The organism is Gilliamella sp. WF3-4 (assembly GCF_001690275.1).
Lineage (GTDB): Bacteria > Pseudomonadota > Gammaproteobacteria > Enterobacterales > Orbaceae > Gilliamella > Gilliamella apicola_C.
Genome location: NZ_LZGW01000056.1, coordinates 41,620 through 59,420, shown reverse-complemented (window position 1 = coordinate 59,420; position 17,801 = coordinate 41,620). Strand labels below are relative to the sequence as shown.

Here is a 17,801-nt window from a genome sequence, read left to right as displayed (position 1 = left end):
AAACATTTAAGCAAACAGCATACACATTATTAATACACAATTAAAGTGTAATGTCGTTATACTTTCTCGGTTGTTGCAAAAAACAAATGATTATTTTATTAACCACTGACCTTGTCGTTTTATATATTGACCTGTTGGGGTCTTTTCTTGCGCTTTACTACCCGCTTTTTTTTCTACTTCATTTAAAGGGACATGGCTTTCATTAGACACTTTTTGGTATTGGGTTTTACGTGCCTGATTAATCAGTTGCGCAATTTCACTGGCATTGCCTTCATTTTTAACAACGCCTAAATAACCATCAGCCTGTTCACCAACAAGACCTTGCGCTTTGGCTTGGCTTAATGAATCCATGGCTTGCTCTAAATTTAATGCAAATGTAGAAAAAGATAACATAATGGACAATAATGCTATGGTTGCTTTTTTACAGATAGTCATAACAAACTCCTTAGTAAATACATCATATTTTATTGATTTGAGTGTGAATATAGATTGTTCTACTGACCACAATCAAAAGAATAGATGAAAATAAAACTTATACAATTAATATAATCCAGATTTATTGATTATATTATCTAATGCTTTATCGACTTTAATATTAATTTCATGGTCTATCTTAACGTTTAAATTGATATTAATTGGCTCGCTAGGTGCTTGCACTTTAACCGTCGGCGAACATCCGATTAACATACCTGCTAATACCATTATAACCATAACATTTCGCATCATAAAATAACCCCTTATTTTGAAGATTCTTTTTTTAAATGTGCTTGAATTCGTTTACGAACTGGTTCGCTAATTTGATCAGACAACTGTAAACTCATCAGCAATTTAGCCATGTTTTCTTCAAGATTGATATTTAAATTAACCGCTTTGCCATTTTCGACATCTAAATTGCTTCCTTGGATATTTAATCCAAGCTTGGCTATTTCGTTGGCATAATTAACAGTACCTTGTAACTTAGTATAATGAAAATTTTTAATAATATCAGTGAGTATTTTCATATTAGGGTTATTTTGTGCATAATTTTTCAAAGCAGAATTTTCAAACTGTAAATAGCCTTCATTGATTGTGGTTAACTGACCATTTTTAATCGCAATTTCAAACGCAGAGCCATCTTTTTTTTTCGCTTTTAGTAAAATAACGGGCAAATAACCATCAATTGTACCTACCCCAGCAAGTCCTTCAGCTGGGTATTTAGCAAGAATCTCTTTTAACTGTATTTGCTTTAGCCTTAAACTTAATTGTTGGGGTAATTTAGCTAAATTCAATTTACTTGGTTTAATAGACACAGAACCAGAAAAAATTGATGCTTGAGCTTTTTTCAAGTTTAGCTGCCCTTGAGCTATTGTCTTGAGTGGTGCGTTATAAATACCCGCTAATTTTACTTGCTCAAAGGCTATGCCTAAATTGACTTCTTGTATATTTAAAATAGGTACTGATGCAGTAAATTGATTATCTTTAATAACAATTTTGATGTTGCCTGTTGCTGATTTTATTTCGCTATTTTTGTAAATGCCATCGAATTTATTAACAATGAAATCAGTTGTAGTAGCTAATTTTTTACTTTCAATAGGAATAGCCGATTCAACTTTAAACGTAAAAACGCTTTCTAAACGACCAAGTATCAGATCATCAGATAAATTAGCTTTTTCTAACATCAGTGAGGCATGACCAGAATTGACTAACATAAATTGATTACTGGAAATCCACCCCGTGAATGGCAAAGTTAATTGGCTATTTTCTATACCAAATTGGCTTAAATTACTGGCCAAAATACCATTTTGAATATCAATACGTGAATCCACTTCATTAAATAGTAAAGTGGTAGACAGTTTTGCCGAATATTGATTATTACTCGACACAGCTAATTGTATAGATTCTAACTGTTTAGTTGCATCAATTTTTACGTCAAATTGTTGGTTATTTTGTGCATAATATGTTAACGAATCGATATGGATTTTTTTCGGCAACCAATCAAGCATGGTTGAAATAGTGGAGAGGTCAAAATTAGCTTGATGCACATCTTGAATTGTTGTATCAACAACTTTTTGCGTGGCTTTGACAAGCGCTTTTGCATCATTTGGTTGCCAGTAAATATCAATGTTTTTTGCCGATAACTGTGACCATGAGACAAGTAAATTTTTCGCTGTTACGGATAATTGAGACGGCTGAGATATAGTAAACTCATCAAAAGATAAGCCTTCAAAACTCATATTTATGCCATGCCAATCTATCGATAGATGATATTTTTCTTTAAATGATATCCAATAATGCCAACCACAAAAACCTAATATCAAATTGGTAAGCAAAATAATCAATAAAAACCAATAACGTTTTTTTAAGCGAACCATAGAAGTTCTCGGTTTGGCAAAAATAATTGCAGGCAACATCCTGCAATTACTATAGGTTAATTTTAAGATTGCTCACGCAGTGTAATATATGCAAGTGCCTTATCTATTCTTGCAAGCGTTCGCTTTTTTCCTACCGCAAAAACCGTCGCATCAACCGATGGTGATTGCCCTATGCCTGTTATGGCAACGCGTAGTGGCATGCCGACTTTTCCCATACCAACATTGAGCTCTGTTGCTGTTGCTTCAATAGCATGGTGAATTTTATCAATTTGCCAATCAAAATCAGCAATTTCTGTAATTTTTGCTTTAATGGCTTCCAATGGCTCTTTAGCGACAGGACGTAGATGCTTTTTAGCTGCATCTGCATCGAAATCATCAAAATCCTGATAACAATAGGCACACGACTCAGCCATTTCTTTAAGGGTTTTACAACGTTCACCAAATAGTTTAATAATCGTAATAAGGTCAGGGCCTTTTGATAAATCATATCCTTGTTGATTCATATGCCATATTAAATGTTGAGCGACATAATCAGCGTCCAGATGATTAATATAATGATGGTTTAACCAAAGTAATTTTTCAGTGTTAAAGGCGCTGGCTGATTTGCTCACCGCACCTAATGAAAAATAGTTAATCATTTCAGGTACTGAGAAAATCTCTTGATCGCCATGAGACCAACCAAGGCGCACTAAATAGTTAAGTAGAGCTTCAGGCAAATAGCCATCATCACGATATTGCATTACACTTACCGCACCATGACGCTTAGATAATTTTTGTCCATCATCGCCTAAGATCATCGATACATGTCCATATTCAGGAATAGGTGCACCTAACGCTTTTAGAATATTAATCTGACGAGGTGTGTTATTAATATGATCTTCTCCACGAATAACGTGAGTAATTTCCATATCCCAATCATCAACTACTACACAAAAATTGTAGGTTGGTGAACCATCAGTGCGACGAATAATAAGATCATCAAGTTCTCTATTGGCAATCTCAATCGGCCCTCGAATTAAATCATTAAAGATGACAGTGCCATCAATAGGGTTAGCAAAACGCACAACATGAGGTTCATTATGGCTGTGTTCTTTTTGTACTGAATCACAACGGCAATGTCCATCGTAACGCGCTTTTTCACCTTTTGCCATTTGTTCTTCGCGCAATTTTTCAAGCCGTTCTTTAGAACAATAGCAACGATAAGCTGTGCCGTTGGCTAACATTTCATCGATAACCTGATTGTAACGATCAAAACGTTTAGTTTGATAATAAGGACCTTCATCCCATGATAATTTTAACCAATTCATACCATCCATTATTGCTTCAATCGCTTCTGGCGTTGAACGTTCAAGATCAGTATCTTCAATACGTAATACAAATGCACCTTTGGCATGGCGAGTATAGAGCCAAGAATAAAGCGCTGTACGTGCACCACCTACATGTAAATAGCCTGTTGGGCTAGGTGCAAAACGGGTTTTTATTTTCATGAAATAATCCTAATAATAACAAAAAAGCAAACTTAAATAGCCAAATGGCGACAAATGCCTTTTTATTCTGCCAATATTAACAAGCAGAATAACATGTTGATATCAATTCAATTTAGTTGCTTATTCTAACACGCCGAAAAGTTTGAGCAATAGTGCCATTAGTGCCAAAAAGTTACGCCATAATTTATAAAAAATTTTCCGTAAAATATGCGCTTTAACATAAAAAAGTGATTAACTATTTTATTTAAGGCTAACTTATTTGGCGCTGATTTGGCATTAATTAGTGTGCCTCATCCCAGTTATTGCCTATTCCCACGTCTACCTTTAATGGTACGGATAGTTGGTAACAATTTTCCATAATGGATTTTATTTGGTCACTATATTGCTCAACCAACTCCTCTTTTGCTTCAAATACGAGCTCATCGTGTACTTGCATTACCATCCTAATATTACCTATAGGCTGGCTTTTAATCCAGTCGCTTACCTTAATCATCGCTGTTTTGATAATATCAGCTGCTGTGCCCTGCATTGGCGCATTAATGGCGGCTCGTTCAGCTCCTCGGCGTTCAATGCCACTTCCTGATTTAATTTTAGGTAGATATAATCGTCGACCAGATAGCGTTTCAATATAACCTTGTTCTGTCGCTTGTTGGCGGATTTCGTCCATATACGTTTGAACACCTGGATAGCGTTCAAAATAGCGATCGATATAAAATTGGGCTTCTTTTCGAGCAATATTAATTTGTTTTGATAAGCCATATGCACTCATACCATAAATTAGTCCAAAGTTAACGGCTTTTGCTCGTCTTCGCTCTTCAGAAGTTACTTCAGATTCAGATTTTCCCAAAATTTCGCTAGCTGTGACACGATGAATATCTTTGTTGTGAGAAAAAGCATCAAGTAAACTTTTATCTTGCGATAAGTGTGCCATGATACGCAATTCGATTTGTGAGTAGTCGGCAGAAATAATCTTATAACCTGTTGGTGCAATAAATGCCTGTCGAATTCGACGACCTTCTTCATTGCGAACAGGAATATTCTGTAAATTAGGCTCATTTGAAGACAATCGTCCTGTTATCGTACCAATTTGGTTATAATTAGTGTGTATCCGATGATCAACTGGGCTAAGCATTAATGGTAATTTATCAGTATAGGTATTTTTCAACTTAGCTAAGCTACGATAAAGTAAAATCATGCGTGGTAGCTCATATTGATTAGCTAGCTCGCTCAAAACCTCTTCACTAGTTGAAGGATCGCCTTTGGGCGTTTTTTTGAGTACTGGTAATTGATGCTTATCAAATAAAAGAACTTGAATTTGCTTAGGTGATGCTGGGTTAAATTTTTCACCTGCTAACAATTGTAACGTTTCTTGAATTTCGTTCAATTTGTTATTCAACTCAGCTGAATGCTTATTTAATAATTTAGCATCCACTAGAACGCCTGTTCTTTCCATTTCAGCTATTACAATAGCAAGTGGCATTTCAATATCAGTGAATAGTTTTTTTAATTTTTGGTTTTTTTCAAGAGTTGGCCATAACTTATGATGCAATTGCAATGTAATATCGGCATCTTCCGCAGCATATTGTGTGGTTTTTTCTACCTCAATAGCATCAATAGTAACTTGAATTTTATCAAATTTAGTTAATTCATCATAAGTAATCGTCTTGTGGTTCAAATAGCGATTGGCCAAACTATCCATATCATAACGTTCAGTACTGTTTAGTACATAAGATTCAAGCATAGTGTCAAATGCGATACCTTGAACGGTTATGCCATAGTTCGCCAATACGCTGTAATCAAATTTTGCATTTTGAGCGATTTTTTTTATTTCTGGATTTTCAAGTATTGGTTTCAATTTAGCCAGAACATCATTGAGAGGAAGCTGTTTTGGAACACCTAAATATTGGTGAGCAAGTGGAATATAAGCCGCTTGGTAAGGTTCAACACTCAATGAGATACCAACTAATTTAGCGTGCACATGATCAACATTATCCGTTTCGGTATCAAAAGCAAATTGCTTGCTGTTGCTTAATTTGGTTATCCATTCATCGAGTTGTTCATTGGTTAATATACACTGGTAATCGGTTTCATTTTTTTGCAAAGTTGCTGTAGGTTGTTCTTGAGAAAATAAATCATCTTCAATCTCGACAACCATATTTTTTTGTTGCTTTAGGAAGGTACCTGCAATTAATTCTTTTTGCCAACGATGAAAACCATAATAACTAAATAACTCAATTAACGCATTAACGTCAATATTTCCGATCAATAATTGTTCATTGGTAAAATCTAATTTAACATCCGTTTTGATTGTTGCTAATAGATAAGAAAGTTCAGCATCATTCTGATTATCAATCAATTTTTGTTTTAAGGATTTAGCTCCTCGAATAGCCAATTTTTCAACATCATCTAATCGATTATAAATATCTTTTACACCATCAAATTGGGATAATAAACTTTGTGCTGTTTTTTCACCTACTCCAGGCACACCAGGAATATTATCGGAAGAATCACCTCTTAACGCTAAATAATCAATCATCTTTTCTGGCGGAACACCAAATTTTTCCATGACACCTTTTGAATCAAGAATGGTATTATTCATGGTATTAATAAGTGTAATTTTATCGCTTACTAACTGCGCCATATCTTTATCGCCAGTACTAATCAAGACTTCAAGATTTGCCTTTTCTGCTTGCCTAGCCAATGTACCAATTACATCATCTGCTTCAACACCTTCAACACAAAGCAGTGGTAGTCCCATCGCTTTTAAAATGGTATGAATAGGCTCAATTTGTGGGCGAAGATTTTCAGGCATCGCTTCACGAGTAGCTTTATATTCACTATAAATTTCGTTACGAAACGATCCGCCTTTAGCATCAAATACAACAGCAATATGTGTCGGATCGTATTGATTTAACAAGCTACGAATCATATTAATGACGCCAAAAATAGCGCCTGTTGGTTCACCTTTGGCATTAGTTAAAGGAGGGCATGCAAAAAAAGCACGGTAAAGATAAGAAGATCCATCAATTAAAATAATTGGTGTGTTATTTGGCATTATAGTTACCTAAACGTTATGCTATATAATAACTGACAGTATAACCTAATTAGTCATAATATTCTTATCATCATAGATAATATAATGTAAAGATGTTTCAGGTTAGTTAGACGTTTCAGCAAAAAACTATATATTGCACCACAAGTGTTATATAATATCGTATTCAATTTCACCTGAGTATTTGATAAATGACAGTATTAAGTCTTGCCGCGCAAAAAGTCAAAGATGCACTAGCAGCCAAAAATCTTGAAACTCCATCATGCCATCTAGCTATGAATAATAATGAGCGTAAAGCAAAAATCGAGGCTCATTTTCGTGAAATTATGAAATTAATGGAACTTGATTTGACGGATGACAGCCTTGCTCAGACCCCTCATCGTGTGTCAAAAATGTATGTTGATGAGATTTTTTCTGGCCTTTATTATGAAAATTTTCCGAAAATTACGTTAATCGACAATAAAATGCAAGTGGATGAGATGATTACCGTTCGTGACATTACATTAACTAGTGTATGTGAGCACCATTTTGTAACAATAGACGGTAAAGCAACGGTTTCTTATATTCCAAAAGATAAAGTAATTGGTCTGTCTAAAATCAATCGCATTGTTGAGTTTTTTTCACAGCGTCCCCAAGTACAAGAACGGTTAACCCAACAAATTTTAGTAGCTCTACAAACTTTGCTTGGTACGGTCAATGTTGCTGTTTCAATTGATGCCACTCACTACTGTGTAAAAGCAAGAGGAATTAAAGACTCTAGTAGCATCACAACAACTACTGCGCTTGGTGGTGGATTTAAAACTAATCCAAGCACAAGACAAGAGTTTTTACGGGCACTTAATCATTACTGATCTTACTAATGGTTATATTTGGTTAATTAAGTTTTGGACATTGGTCAACAATCAAGCTGTTGCCAAAACTAGTGCAAAAAGCTTGAGAGAAAACCGCAATACCTAGCTTTATATTTCGTGCATCTTCAAGAAAGATTGGTATAATTCTTGGTTACTTAATATAAATAACATTGTTTTCATGAAGATTATCCGTGGTATAACTAATTTAAAAAATCAATTCTCTCAATGTGTTTTAACCTTGGGAAATTTTGATGGTGTTCATTTAGGGCACCAACAGTTAATTAACCATATTATTAAACAAGGTAAAAAGCGAAACTTGCCTACAGTTGTGATGTTGTTTGAGCCACAACCACTAGAGTTTTTTACACAAAATAATGCGCCCTCACGGTTGACTTCATTTCAGGAAAAAGTCATTTTTATTGAAAAATTTGGTGTTGACTATATTCTCGCAATTCCATTTACAAAAAAATTTGCTCACATGTCAGCGAATCATTTTATTCAAGATTGGTTGATTAATAAGCTGCAAGTTAAATATATCGCCATTGGTGATGATTTTCGATTTGGATTTGACCGTAAAGGAGATATAAACCTTTTACAGCAATATGCACATAACAACGATTTTATCGTCGAAAGTATGCCAACATTTGTTTGGAATAATTTTCGTATTAGTAGCACAGCTGTGCGCCAAGCACTTTTAAATAACGACTTTAAATTGGCTCATTGTCTTTTAGGTCGAGATTATACCATTCAAGGTCGCGTAATACATGGTAATGCTTTGGCAAGACAATTAGGTTTTCCAACCGCAAATATTCACTTACACCGAAAAAAGCCTGCACTACAAGGCGTCTATTTTGTTAAAGTTAGAAATATTTGTAATAATCAACTTTATGATGGCGTTGCCAATATTGGTTTAAGACCAACCATTAATGGAAAAAAGGCGATTTTAGAAGTGAATATATTTGACTTTTCGGATGATATTTATGGACAATATTTAGACATAACATTCATCGAAAAATTACGCGATGAGAAAAAATTTGATTCATTAGCAGAATTAAAACAACAAATTACACAAGATGTTTGCACTGCGAAAAATATCAGTGCACAATTAACCAATTAAAAAGTAGTATCAACAAATTTAACTGGAATAAATCAGCATGACAGACTATAAAAATACATTGAATCTACCTGAAACAGGGTTTCCTATGCGAGGCGATCTTGCTAAGCGCGAACCAGCAATGTTACAAAATTGGTACGATAAAGAACTTTATCGCAAAATTCGCTCTGCGAAAAAAGGTAAAAAAAGCTTTATTTTGCATGATGGTCCTCCTTATGCCAATGGGAAATTACATATTGGTCATGCCGTTAATAAAATCCTTAAAGACATTATTATCAAATCAAAAGGATTGAGTGGCTATAATTCACCTTATATCCCTGGATGGGATTGTCATGGTTTACCGATTGAGCAAAAAGTTGAGGAGCAAGTTGGTAAACCTGGGGTTAAAGTTTCGTCTGCTGAATTTCGCCAAATTTGCCGTGATTATGCGGCTTCACAAGTTGAACTACAAAAGGCGGATTTTATCCGTATGGGTGTATTGGGTGATTGGCAAAATCCTTACCGTACAATGGATTATAATACGGAAGCAAATATTATCCGCACTTTAGGTAACGTTATAAAAAATGGCCATTTAGTCAAAGGTGCTAAACCCGTCTATTGGTGTACGGATTGTATGTCATCTTTGGCAGAAGCTGAGGTGGAATATTATGATAAATCATCGCCAGCAATTGATGTAAAATTTAAAGCGGTCGATAATCAAGCTATAGCAAATAAATTTGGTATCAATACCGACTTAACGATTTATGCTGTAATTTGGACTACCACACCTTGGACTTTACCAGCAAGTCGAGGAATTGCTTTAAACACTGATTTTGAATATCAGCTTGTTCAAGTCAATGATAAAGAATGCTTAATTTTAGCAGCTGATTTAGTTGAATCTGTGATGAAACGAGCCAATATCAGTGAATGGAAAGTGTTAGGTAGCTGTCACGGTGATGCGCTTGAGTTATTGCGTTTTAAACATCCATTCCTTGATTTTGATGAGCCAGTTGTACTTGGTGATCACGTTACTATTGATGCTGGTACTGGTGCAGTACACACCGCCCCTGGTCATGGGGTAGAAGACTTTATGGTAGGTCAAAAATATGGACTTGAAGTCGCCAATCCTGTTGGTGGTAATGGTTGCTACTTATCAGGAACAGGTGCAGGTTTAGACGGGTTATTTGTATTTAAAGCGAATAAAGTCATTGTTGAGATCTTAAAAGAACATAATGCATTATTACACTTTGAAAATATTGAACATAGCTATCCATGTTGTTGGCGCCATAAAACACCTGTTATTTTTCGTGCGACACCGCAATGGTTTATTAGCATGGAAAAGCAAGATTTGCGCTTGCAATCATTAGAAGAAATTAAACAAGTGCGTTGGATCCCGGATTGGGGACAAGCGCGCATTGAAACTATGGTTGCTAATCGCCCAGACTGGTGTATTTCTCGTCAGCGTACGTGGGGTGTACCTATGACATTGTTTGTACACAAAGAGACTGAGGAACTTCACCCAGACACATTAGCTTTAATTGAAAAAATAGCTAAGTTAGTTGAAAAAGATGGCATTCAAGCTTGGTGGGATGCGGACATTAAAGATCTTCTCGGTCCAGATGCTGATGATTATCGCAAAGTTCCTGATACGTTAGATGTTTGGTTTGATTCAGGATCTACTTTTTCATCGGTGGTTCGCGCTCGTCCAGAATTCGAAGGTCATGATGCCGATATATATTTAGAAGGTTCAGATCAACATCGTGGTTGGTTTATGTCTTCGTTAATGTTATCTACTGCAATTGATAACAAAGCACCTTATAAGCAAGTACTTACTCATGGTTTTGTGGTTGATGGACAAGGTCGTAAGATGTCTAAATCTCTCGGTAATATCGTTACCCCCCAAGAAGTGATGAATAAGCTTGGTGCCGATATTTTACGTTTATGGATTGCATCTACCGATTATTCGGGTGAAATGAGTTATTCAGATGAAATTATCAAGCGAGCGGCGGATAGCTATCGTCGTATTCGTAATACTGCTCGCTTTTTGCTAGCGAATTTAAATGGATTTGATCCAGTGACCGATATGGTTAAGCCAGATGATATGGTTGTACTTGATCGTTGGGCGGTGAGCATGGCGAAAGAAGCACAAGAACACATTATTCAGGCATATGAAAATTATGATTTCCATAAAGTTGTACAACGCATTATGCAATTTTGTTCAATCGAAATGGGATCATTTTATTTAGATATCATTAAAGATCGTCAGTACACAGCCAAAAGTGATAGTATTGCACGCCACAGTTGTCAAACCGCTTTATATCATATTGCTCAAGCTATGGTTCGCTGGATTGCTCCGATCTTATCATTTACTGCAGATGAAATCTGGCAATACTTACCAGCAGCAGAAAAACAAGAATTCGTTTTTGAAGATGAATGGTATAGCGCATTATTTGCATTATCGGATAATGAAACCTTGAATAGTGAATACTGGTCGAAAATTTTAACAATTCGTAGCGAAGTGAATAAAGTACTTGAACAAGGTCGTAATGATAAAGTAATCGGTGGTGCACTTGAAGCGGCCGTTACTCTTTATGCTGATGAAGAGATTGCTACAACATTAGCTAAATTAGAAAATGAATTGCGTTTTGTTTTACTTACATCACAAGCTAACGTTAAACCATTACAAACAGCACCAGAAAACGCTGTACAAAGTGATATTCAAGGGCTGAAAATTGAGTTGACCAAAGCACAAGGCGATAAATGCCCTCGTTGTTGGCACTACACAACAGATAATGAACCAACAACCCATTTATGTAAGCGTTGTGAGGAAAACATCCATGGCAATGGCGAGATAAGGTATTTTGCATAAGCAATAATAAAGCCATTTAACGCACAAAATCAGCTATAGCGATCCCTATAGCAACTTAGTACCCTTTCCGCCGACGATTGTCGGCGGAAATATAATAATGAGCATAAATTATATGAAAAAAGATAACGGACTTTACTGGTTATTATTTGCAATCATTGTTTTTATCATTGATATAACAAGTAAATTTTGGATTATAAATAACTTCTCGTTATTTGAATCAGTGAACCTTCTACCCTTCTTCTCGATCACTTATGTCCGCAACATTGGGGCTGCCTTTAGCATTTTTGAAGGTCAACGTACAATGCTTGCTGTTTTTGCTTTGATAATCAGTGCCGTGATTATGCATATGTTATACCGCAATAGTCGTAAACAAAAATTAGAGAACCTTTCATTATCACTGATTCTGGGAGGCGCATTTGGTAATTTATTTGATCGTATTTACCATGGTTTTGTGGTTGACTTTTTAGATGTTAACTTTGGTAATTGGCATTATCCAACCTTTAATATTGCTGACTGTGCAATTTGTGCGGGTATTGGCTTATTTATTTTCTGTAATTACAAAAAACCGAAGAAGACAGCATAACATGCAAATTATTTTAGCCAACCCTCGTGGATTTTGTGCAGGTGTTGATCGTGCTATCACCATTGTTGAACGTGCACTAGAGTTATTTGGTGCACCCGTTTATGTCCGCCACGAGGTTGTACATAATCGCTACGTTGTCAATCGCCTAAAAGAATTAGGTGCGATTTTTATTGAAGATATTAATGAAGTTCCTGACAACACGATTCTTATATTTTCAGCGCATGGTGTATCTAAAGCCGTTCGAGAAGAAGCCAAACAACGTAAGTTGCGCGTTTTTGATGCGACTTGCCCACTCGTGACTAAGGTACATATGGAAGTTGCTCGATCTAGTTATCGTGGCGAAGAAGTCATTTTAATCGGTCATGCTGGTCACATTGAGGTTGATGGGACAATGGGGCAGTATAATAATCCTGAAGGTGGTATCTATTTAGTCGAATCGATAGATGATGTACAAAAACTACAAGTAAAAAACGAAAATAACCTTTGCTTTACCACTCAAACAACTTTATCGGTTGATGATACTGCCGAGATCATTGTCGCTTTAAAAAAACGTTTTCCTGATATTCGTAGTCCACGTAAAAATGATATTTGCTATGCCACAACCAATCGCCAACAAGCGGTAAAACAGCTATCCTCGCGCGCAGATATTGTTTTGGTCGTCGGTTCTAAAAATTCATCTAATTCAAATCGTCTAGCAGAGCTTGCTAGACGCAATAGTAAACAGGCTTATTTAATTGATTTTGCTTCAGACATCCAAAAAGAATGGTTAGTAAACGCGCATACCATAGGGGTAACCGCTGGTGCTTCTGCTCCCGATATCTTAGTGCAACAAGTCATTGATCACTTGAAAAGTCTTGGTTGTACATCACTCATTGAAACAGATGGTATTTTAGAAAATATCACTTTTGAAATTCCTAAAGAATTACGCATCGATGTCAAATCTAGCTAATTATTTAGTAATAGCTTTAAGTCGCTCAAATTTCAAAAGTAATTGCTCTTGTGTTTCAACGTGTTGAGGATCTGCTATAATTGCATTTTGAATAGGGCAAACGCGCTGGCAAGTAGAATGATCATAATAACCCACACATTCCGTACATTTATTCGGATCGATTTCATATGTGTCAAAGCCCATTGAGATAGCCTCGTTTGGGCACTCAGGCTCACACATATCACAATTGATACATTTTGATGTTATTTTTAGTGCCATTGCTTTGTTATCTTCATCAACTCTATAAATTTGCGCCATTATAGCGCAATCGCGAATAAATCAGAATAAAGATCACATTATGGCTGATTGGGTCGTTCAATTATTGTAAAAAAGTTTCAGAAAAATATGCGTTGTAGTATAAAATGAATAACTTATATTAGATAATTTTCATAATTATTACAATTTATTAAGAATAGTTATCAATTTCATTTTTATTTATTGCGATACAATGTCGAAAAAATAATAACAAAACATAAGGATGAAAAAGATTGTTAAAGTTTTTTAAAAAAAAGTATTTATTCATAGCCGTCATTACTTTTGCAATTATTTATATTACAAAAATAATTTTTTTCTCTTCGCAAACGACAGTTAATTATATTACGTCACCGGCAACAAAAGGCAATATTGAAAAAACAGTCCTAGCAGATGGGACAATTAGTGCATTTAAACAAGTCAGTGTTGGTGCTCAAGTTTCGGGTCAAATTAAAAAGCTTTATGTTGAATTGGGTGATGAAGTTAAACAAGGCGATATGATTGCCGAGATTGACGATCTTAAACAAAGTAATGATTTAAAACAATCAGAAGCATCACTCAATAGTTTAGAAGCACAACGTGAAGCTAAAAAAGCAAAATTAATTAACTATCAATTAACCTATGATCGCCATCGCAAGTTGGTTAATAAAGGCGTTGGTGTTCAATCTGATTTGGATGCAGCAAAAGCCGAGCTTGATGTAATTAAAGCCGATATTGCAGCACTTGATGCCGATATTGTTAAGGCACAAGTTGCCGTAGATACAGCGAAAGTGAACTTAGGATATACTAAAATTCGCTCACCTATTGATGGTATAATTGTCGCAATTCCAGTCGATGAAGGGCAAACAGTCAACTCCGTGCAAAGTGCACCAACCATAGTTAAAGTAGCTCAGCTTGATAAAATGACCATTGAGGCACAAATTTCTGAAGCTGATGTGGTTAATGTTAAAAAAGGAATGCCAGTTTATTTTACTATTTTAGGTCAACCTAATAGGCGTTTTGATGGTTTAACTCTGCGCGCAATCGAGCCTGCGCCAGACTCGATTAATACAGAGGCAATCTCGTCAAGCTCATCATCCACAAAAAGTGCAATTTATTACAATGGGTTATTTGATGTGGATAATCCCGATCATATTTTAAGAATTTCAATGACAGCGCAAGTTTATATCGTTTTGTCCGAAGCAAAAGATGTGTTAACTATTCCTTCTCAAGCCATCCAAAAAAAATTAGACAAAAATAAAGCGATTATTTATCTGTTAAATAAATATAAAGAAATTGAAGAGCGTGAGGTTATTGTGGGTGCCGATAACAATATCAATGTTGAAATAAAATCAGGTATTAAAGAAGGTGATATTGTTGTGGTCAGTAGTGCTAATGGCGCTTCAATAGGCAATAATGCAAGATCACCAAGGATTCGATTCTAACATGGAGAATAATATACCGCTTATCAAGCTTGAGAATATTGTTCGTGAGTTTCCAGCAGGAGATTCAACCATACAAGTTCTTAAAGGCATCAATCTGACAATTAATGCTGGTGAAATGGTCGCTATTATTGGGGCTTCAGGATCTGGAAAGTCCACTTTGATGAATATTTTAGGCTGCCTAGATAAACCAACCTCAGGGACTTACTCTATTAGTGGACGCGCAACAAGGAAGTTATCCCTTGATGAGCTAGCTGAATTACGTCGTGAGCATTTTGGCTTTATCTTTCAACGTTATCATTTATTAAATGCACTAACCGCACGAGGAAATGTAGAAATTCCTGCTATTTATGCGGGTATTACTAGCGAGCAACGACAAAAAAGAGCGAATGAAATTTTAACCCGTTTAGGGCTTGCCGATAAAATAGATAATAAACCGAGCCAGTTATCAGGAGGACAGCAACAACGAGTCAGTATTGGTCGAGCTCTAATTAATGGTGGGCAAATTATTTTAGCTGATGAACCAACAGGAGCCCTCGATCGTAAAAGTGGCTTAGAAGTGATGGCAATATTACAAGAATTGCACCAACAAGGTCACACCGTTATTATTGTTACTCATGATTCAAATATTGCTAAAAGTGCCCAGCGAATTGTTGAAATTAGTGATGGGAATATTGTTTCTGATTCAATTAATCCAAATTACCAATCTGAACAAAATTGTAATGCTAATCGCCAAGTTAAGCAGATCGAAGCGACTAAAACGCAAGATAATTTCTGGGCAAAATATTATCGTTTTCGTGATGCGTTTAAAATGGCTATTTTATCGATGGTCTCACAACGGTTACGAACTATTTTAACTATGTTAGGTATTATAATTGGTATTGCCTCTGTGGTGTCAGTGGTTGCGTTAGGTCAAGGTACCAAACAAAAAATTTTATCTAATATTAATTCATTAGGAACGAGTACTTTAGAAATTTATGCCGGATCGGGATTTGGTGATCGCAATGCGGATAAAATCACTACATTGCGCTCATCTGATGCGGATTTTTTAGCTCAACAAAGCTTTGTTCATAGTACGACCCCAAACCTTGCAACTAGTGTCTATTTTCGAATTAACAACCTTGCTGTAATAGGAACTGTAAATGGTGTTGGTGAGCAATTTTTTGCCGTTCGTGGCTATAATATTACACAGGGGAAATCTTTCGATGAAACAAGTATTATTGCTTCCACACAAGATGCGGTAATCGATGAAAATACGGTTAAACGATTATTTGCCAATCAAAATCCTATTGGAAAAATTTTAATGGTGGGACAATTACCAGTAAGAATAATTGGTATTGCTACCAAACAACAACAAGGGTTTGGTAGCAATGAGAGTTTAAATATTTGGTTACCTTATACCACAGTTATTAATCGTATGGTTGGGCAAACGTCATTAAAAAGTATTACGGTACGCGTTAACGATAATGTTGATCTATCGGTTGCTGAGCAAGCTATTAATCAAATTATGTTAAAAAGGCATGGCACAAAAGACTTTTATATTTTTAACTCAGACAATATACGAGAAACAATTAATTCCTCAACTTGGGTAATGACTCTATTGGTTTCAGCTATTGCGCTAATTTCACTTATTGTTGGCGGTATTGGGGTGATGAATATCATGTTAGTCTCGGTCACCGAAAGAACTCGCGAAATTGGTGTACGTATGGCGGTTGGTGCTCGTTCAAGTGATATACTACAACAATTTTTGATCGAAGCTGTATTAGTCTGCCTAATTGGTGGAACAATAGGTATTTTACTTTCATTTGCTATTGGGTTTGTTTTTAATGCTGTTGTTACGTCATTTGCTATGAGTTTTTCCATTCTTGCCATTATTGCCGCATTTAGTTGCTCCAGTATAATTGGCATTATCTTTGGCTACTTTCCAGCAAGACGAGCTGCTAAGCTTGATCCTATTCATGCTTTAGAAAGAGAATAATCATATTCTTATAATAAAAAATCCCTTTGCGTAAAATAGCTATGCAAAGGGATGGTAATATTAGTACTAAACGCTTAACTTATCTATTAAAAATAATAGGTTATACTTTTAGTAAAAAATGATAACAATGATATATCATCACATTATTTTTTATCGGAATTTGTTTTTTGCTCTACTTTTGCATTAGGATCTAGGTCAGACACAAATGCAACAACCCTTGCATAATCATTAATATAAGCTTCATCACTACTTACATTAAGCTGGTTTGATATAATATAAAACTTACGATTCACAATAACAGTCGGGATAGACTCTGGTTTCATCTCTTTAATTGCACTTGCTTGTTGCGCCATAAAGGCTTTAACTAAAAAGCCATCTTTGGTTTTATCATACATTTCAGCGTTAACACCCAATTTATCAAAAACCGTTTTAATGTCATCAGCGGTTTTTATTGTTTTATCTTTCTGAATCGCATTATAAAGTGCAACTGAAGCTTTATCTTCAATACCAAGGACATTCGCTACAGCCCACGCTTGCGCAAGCTCTTTAGCTAGTGGTCCAAAATCCTCTAAATGATAACGTTTAAATTTGACCCCCTCTGGTAAAGCTTTACCAATGGTGTGCGAACCTTGATTTTGAATTTCAAATCTAAAACAGCTTGGACAATTAAACGAAAAAAACTCTATAACTTCTTTGTCGGGTGAAGGGTTTGTTGGTAATGCAGCATATTGTTTGCCTAATTCGATCGGCTCTGGCGCAGTTGTGGTTATTGATACTTCGGATTTAGTTGTTGTTTTACCTTCATCTGCAAAACAGTTTACAGAAAAAAGTGCAATACTAATTGCTATCAGCGTTTTTTTCATATTCATAATCCTC

At 35.6% G+C, this 17,801-nt stretch carries 14 protein-coding genes; 7 read left to right on the top strand and 7 right to left on the bottom strand.

Annotated features, from left to right (window positions below; all coding sequences use genetic code 11):
* Positions 1-90 precede the first annotated feature (90 nt).
* The 5 genes from A9G47_RS12525 to polA all read right to left on the bottom strand — a co-directional run bounded on the left by A9G47_RS12525 (position 91) and on the right by polA (position 6,893).
* A complete protein-coding gene (locus A9G47_RS12525) occupies positions 91-435 on the bottom strand; it encodes a YdbL family protein (protein ID WP_065566094.1) in 345 nt (114 codons plus the stop codon).
* Positions 436-540: 105 nt separating this feature from the next.
* A complete protein-coding gene (locus A9G47_RS12520; protein WP_218056985.1) occupies positions 541-726 on the bottom strand; it encodes a YnbE family lipoprotein in 186 nt (61 codons plus the stop codon).
* An 11-nt stretch (positions 727-737) separates the two neighbouring features.
* Positions 738-2,351, bottom strand: a complete 1,614-nt coding sequence (locus tag A9G47_RS12515) for an intermembrane phospholipid transport protein YdbH family protein (RefSeq protein ID WP_176700711.1) — start codon at positions 2,349-2,351, stop codon at positions 738-740.
* 62 nt (positions 2,352-2,413) lie between these two features.
* Positions 2,414-3,838 carry a glutamate--tRNA ligase gene (gene gltX, locus A9G47_RS12510; RefSeq protein WP_065643040.1) on the bottom strand — a complete coding sequence of 475 codons (1,425 nt, stop codon included), beginning with the start codon at positions 3,836-3,838 and terminating at the stop codon, positions 2,414-2,416.
* A 280-nt stretch (positions 3,839-4,118) separates the two neighbouring features.
* Complete coding sequence (polA, locus tag A9G47_RS12505; RefSeq protein ID WP_065643039.1) at positions 4,119-6,893, bottom strand: DNA polymerase I; 2,775 nt, start codon at positions 6,891-6,893, stop codon at positions 4,119-4,121.
* A 188-nt stretch (positions 6,894-7,081) separates the two neighbouring features.
* On the opposite strand from polA, the gene folE reads away from it, so the two are divergent.
* The 5 genes from folE (at position 7,082) to ispH (ending at position 13,235) form a co-directional block, all read left to right on the top strand.
* The gene (gene folE / locus A9G47_RS12500; RefSeq protein WP_065566090.1) at positions 7,082-7,741 is read left to right on the top strand and encodes a GTP cyclohydrolase I FolE; all 660 of its coding nucleotides are present in this window, start codon (positions 7,082-7,084) and stop codon (positions 7,739-7,741) included.
* A gap of 178 nt (positions 7,742-7,919) precedes the next feature.
* A complete protein-coding gene (gene ribF / locus A9G47_RS12495) occupies positions 7,920-8,858 on the top strand; it encodes a bifunctional riboflavin kinase/FAD synthetase (protein WP_065566089.1) in 939 nt (312 codons plus the stop codon).
* Positions 8,859-8,895: 37 nt separating this feature from the next.
* Positions 8,896-11,703: an isoleucine--tRNA ligase gene (gene ileS, locus A9G47_RS12490; protein ID WP_065579500.1), complete on the top strand. Its 2,808-nt coding sequence runs from the start codon at positions 8,896-8,898 to the stop codon at positions 11,701-11,703.
* Between the two features lie 112 nt (positions 11,704-11,815).
* Positions 11,816-12,286, top strand: a complete 471-nt coding sequence (lspA, locus tag A9G47_RS12485; protein ID WP_065566087.1) for a signal peptidase II — start codon at positions 11,816-11,818, stop codon at positions 12,284-12,286.
* Between the two features lies 1 nt (position 12,287).
* A complete protein-coding gene (ispH, locus tag A9G47_RS12480; RefSeq protein ID WP_065566086.1) occupies positions 12,288-13,235 on the top strand; it encodes a 4-hydroxy-3-methylbut-2-enyl diphosphate reductase in 948 nt (315 codons plus the stop codon).
* Here the strand turns inward: ispH and A9G47_RS12475 are convergent, their stop codons facing one another.
* On the bottom strand, positions 13,236-13,493 hold the full coding sequence (locus tag A9G47_RS12475; protein WP_065566157.1) for a YfhL family 4Fe-4S dicluster ferredoxin: 258 nt from the start codon (positions 13,491-13,493) through the stop codon (positions 13,236-13,238). It abuts the gene before it with no gap.
* 269 nt (positions 13,494-13,762) lie between these two features.
* Between A9G47_RS12475 and A9G47_RS12470 the strand changes: the two genes are divergently transcribed.
* Both A9G47_RS12470 and A9G47_RS12465 read left to right on the top strand, forming a co-directional pair.
* Positions 13,763-14,950 carry an efflux RND transporter periplasmic adaptor subunit gene (locus tag A9G47_RS12470; protein WP_065579501.1) on the top strand — a complete coding sequence of 396 codons (1,188 nt, stop codon included), beginning with the start codon at positions 13,763-13,765 and terminating at the stop codon, positions 14,948-14,950.
* A 1-nt stretch (position 14,951) separates the two neighbouring features.
* Complete coding sequence (locus A9G47_RS12465) at positions 14,952-16,925, top strand: MacB family efflux pump subunit (RefSeq protein WP_065568371.1); 1,974 nt, start codon at positions 14,952-14,954, stop codon at positions 16,923-16,925.
* Positions 16,926-17,068: 143 nt separating this feature from the next.
* Here the strand turns inward: A9G47_RS12465 and A9G47_RS12460 are convergent, their stop codons facing one another.
* Complete coding sequence (locus A9G47_RS12460) at positions 17,069-17,794, bottom strand: thioredoxin domain-containing protein (RefSeq protein ID WP_081303674.1); 726 nt, start codon at positions 17,792-17,794, stop codon at positions 17,069-17,071.
* Between the last annotated feature and the right edge of the window lie 7 nt (positions 17,795-17,801).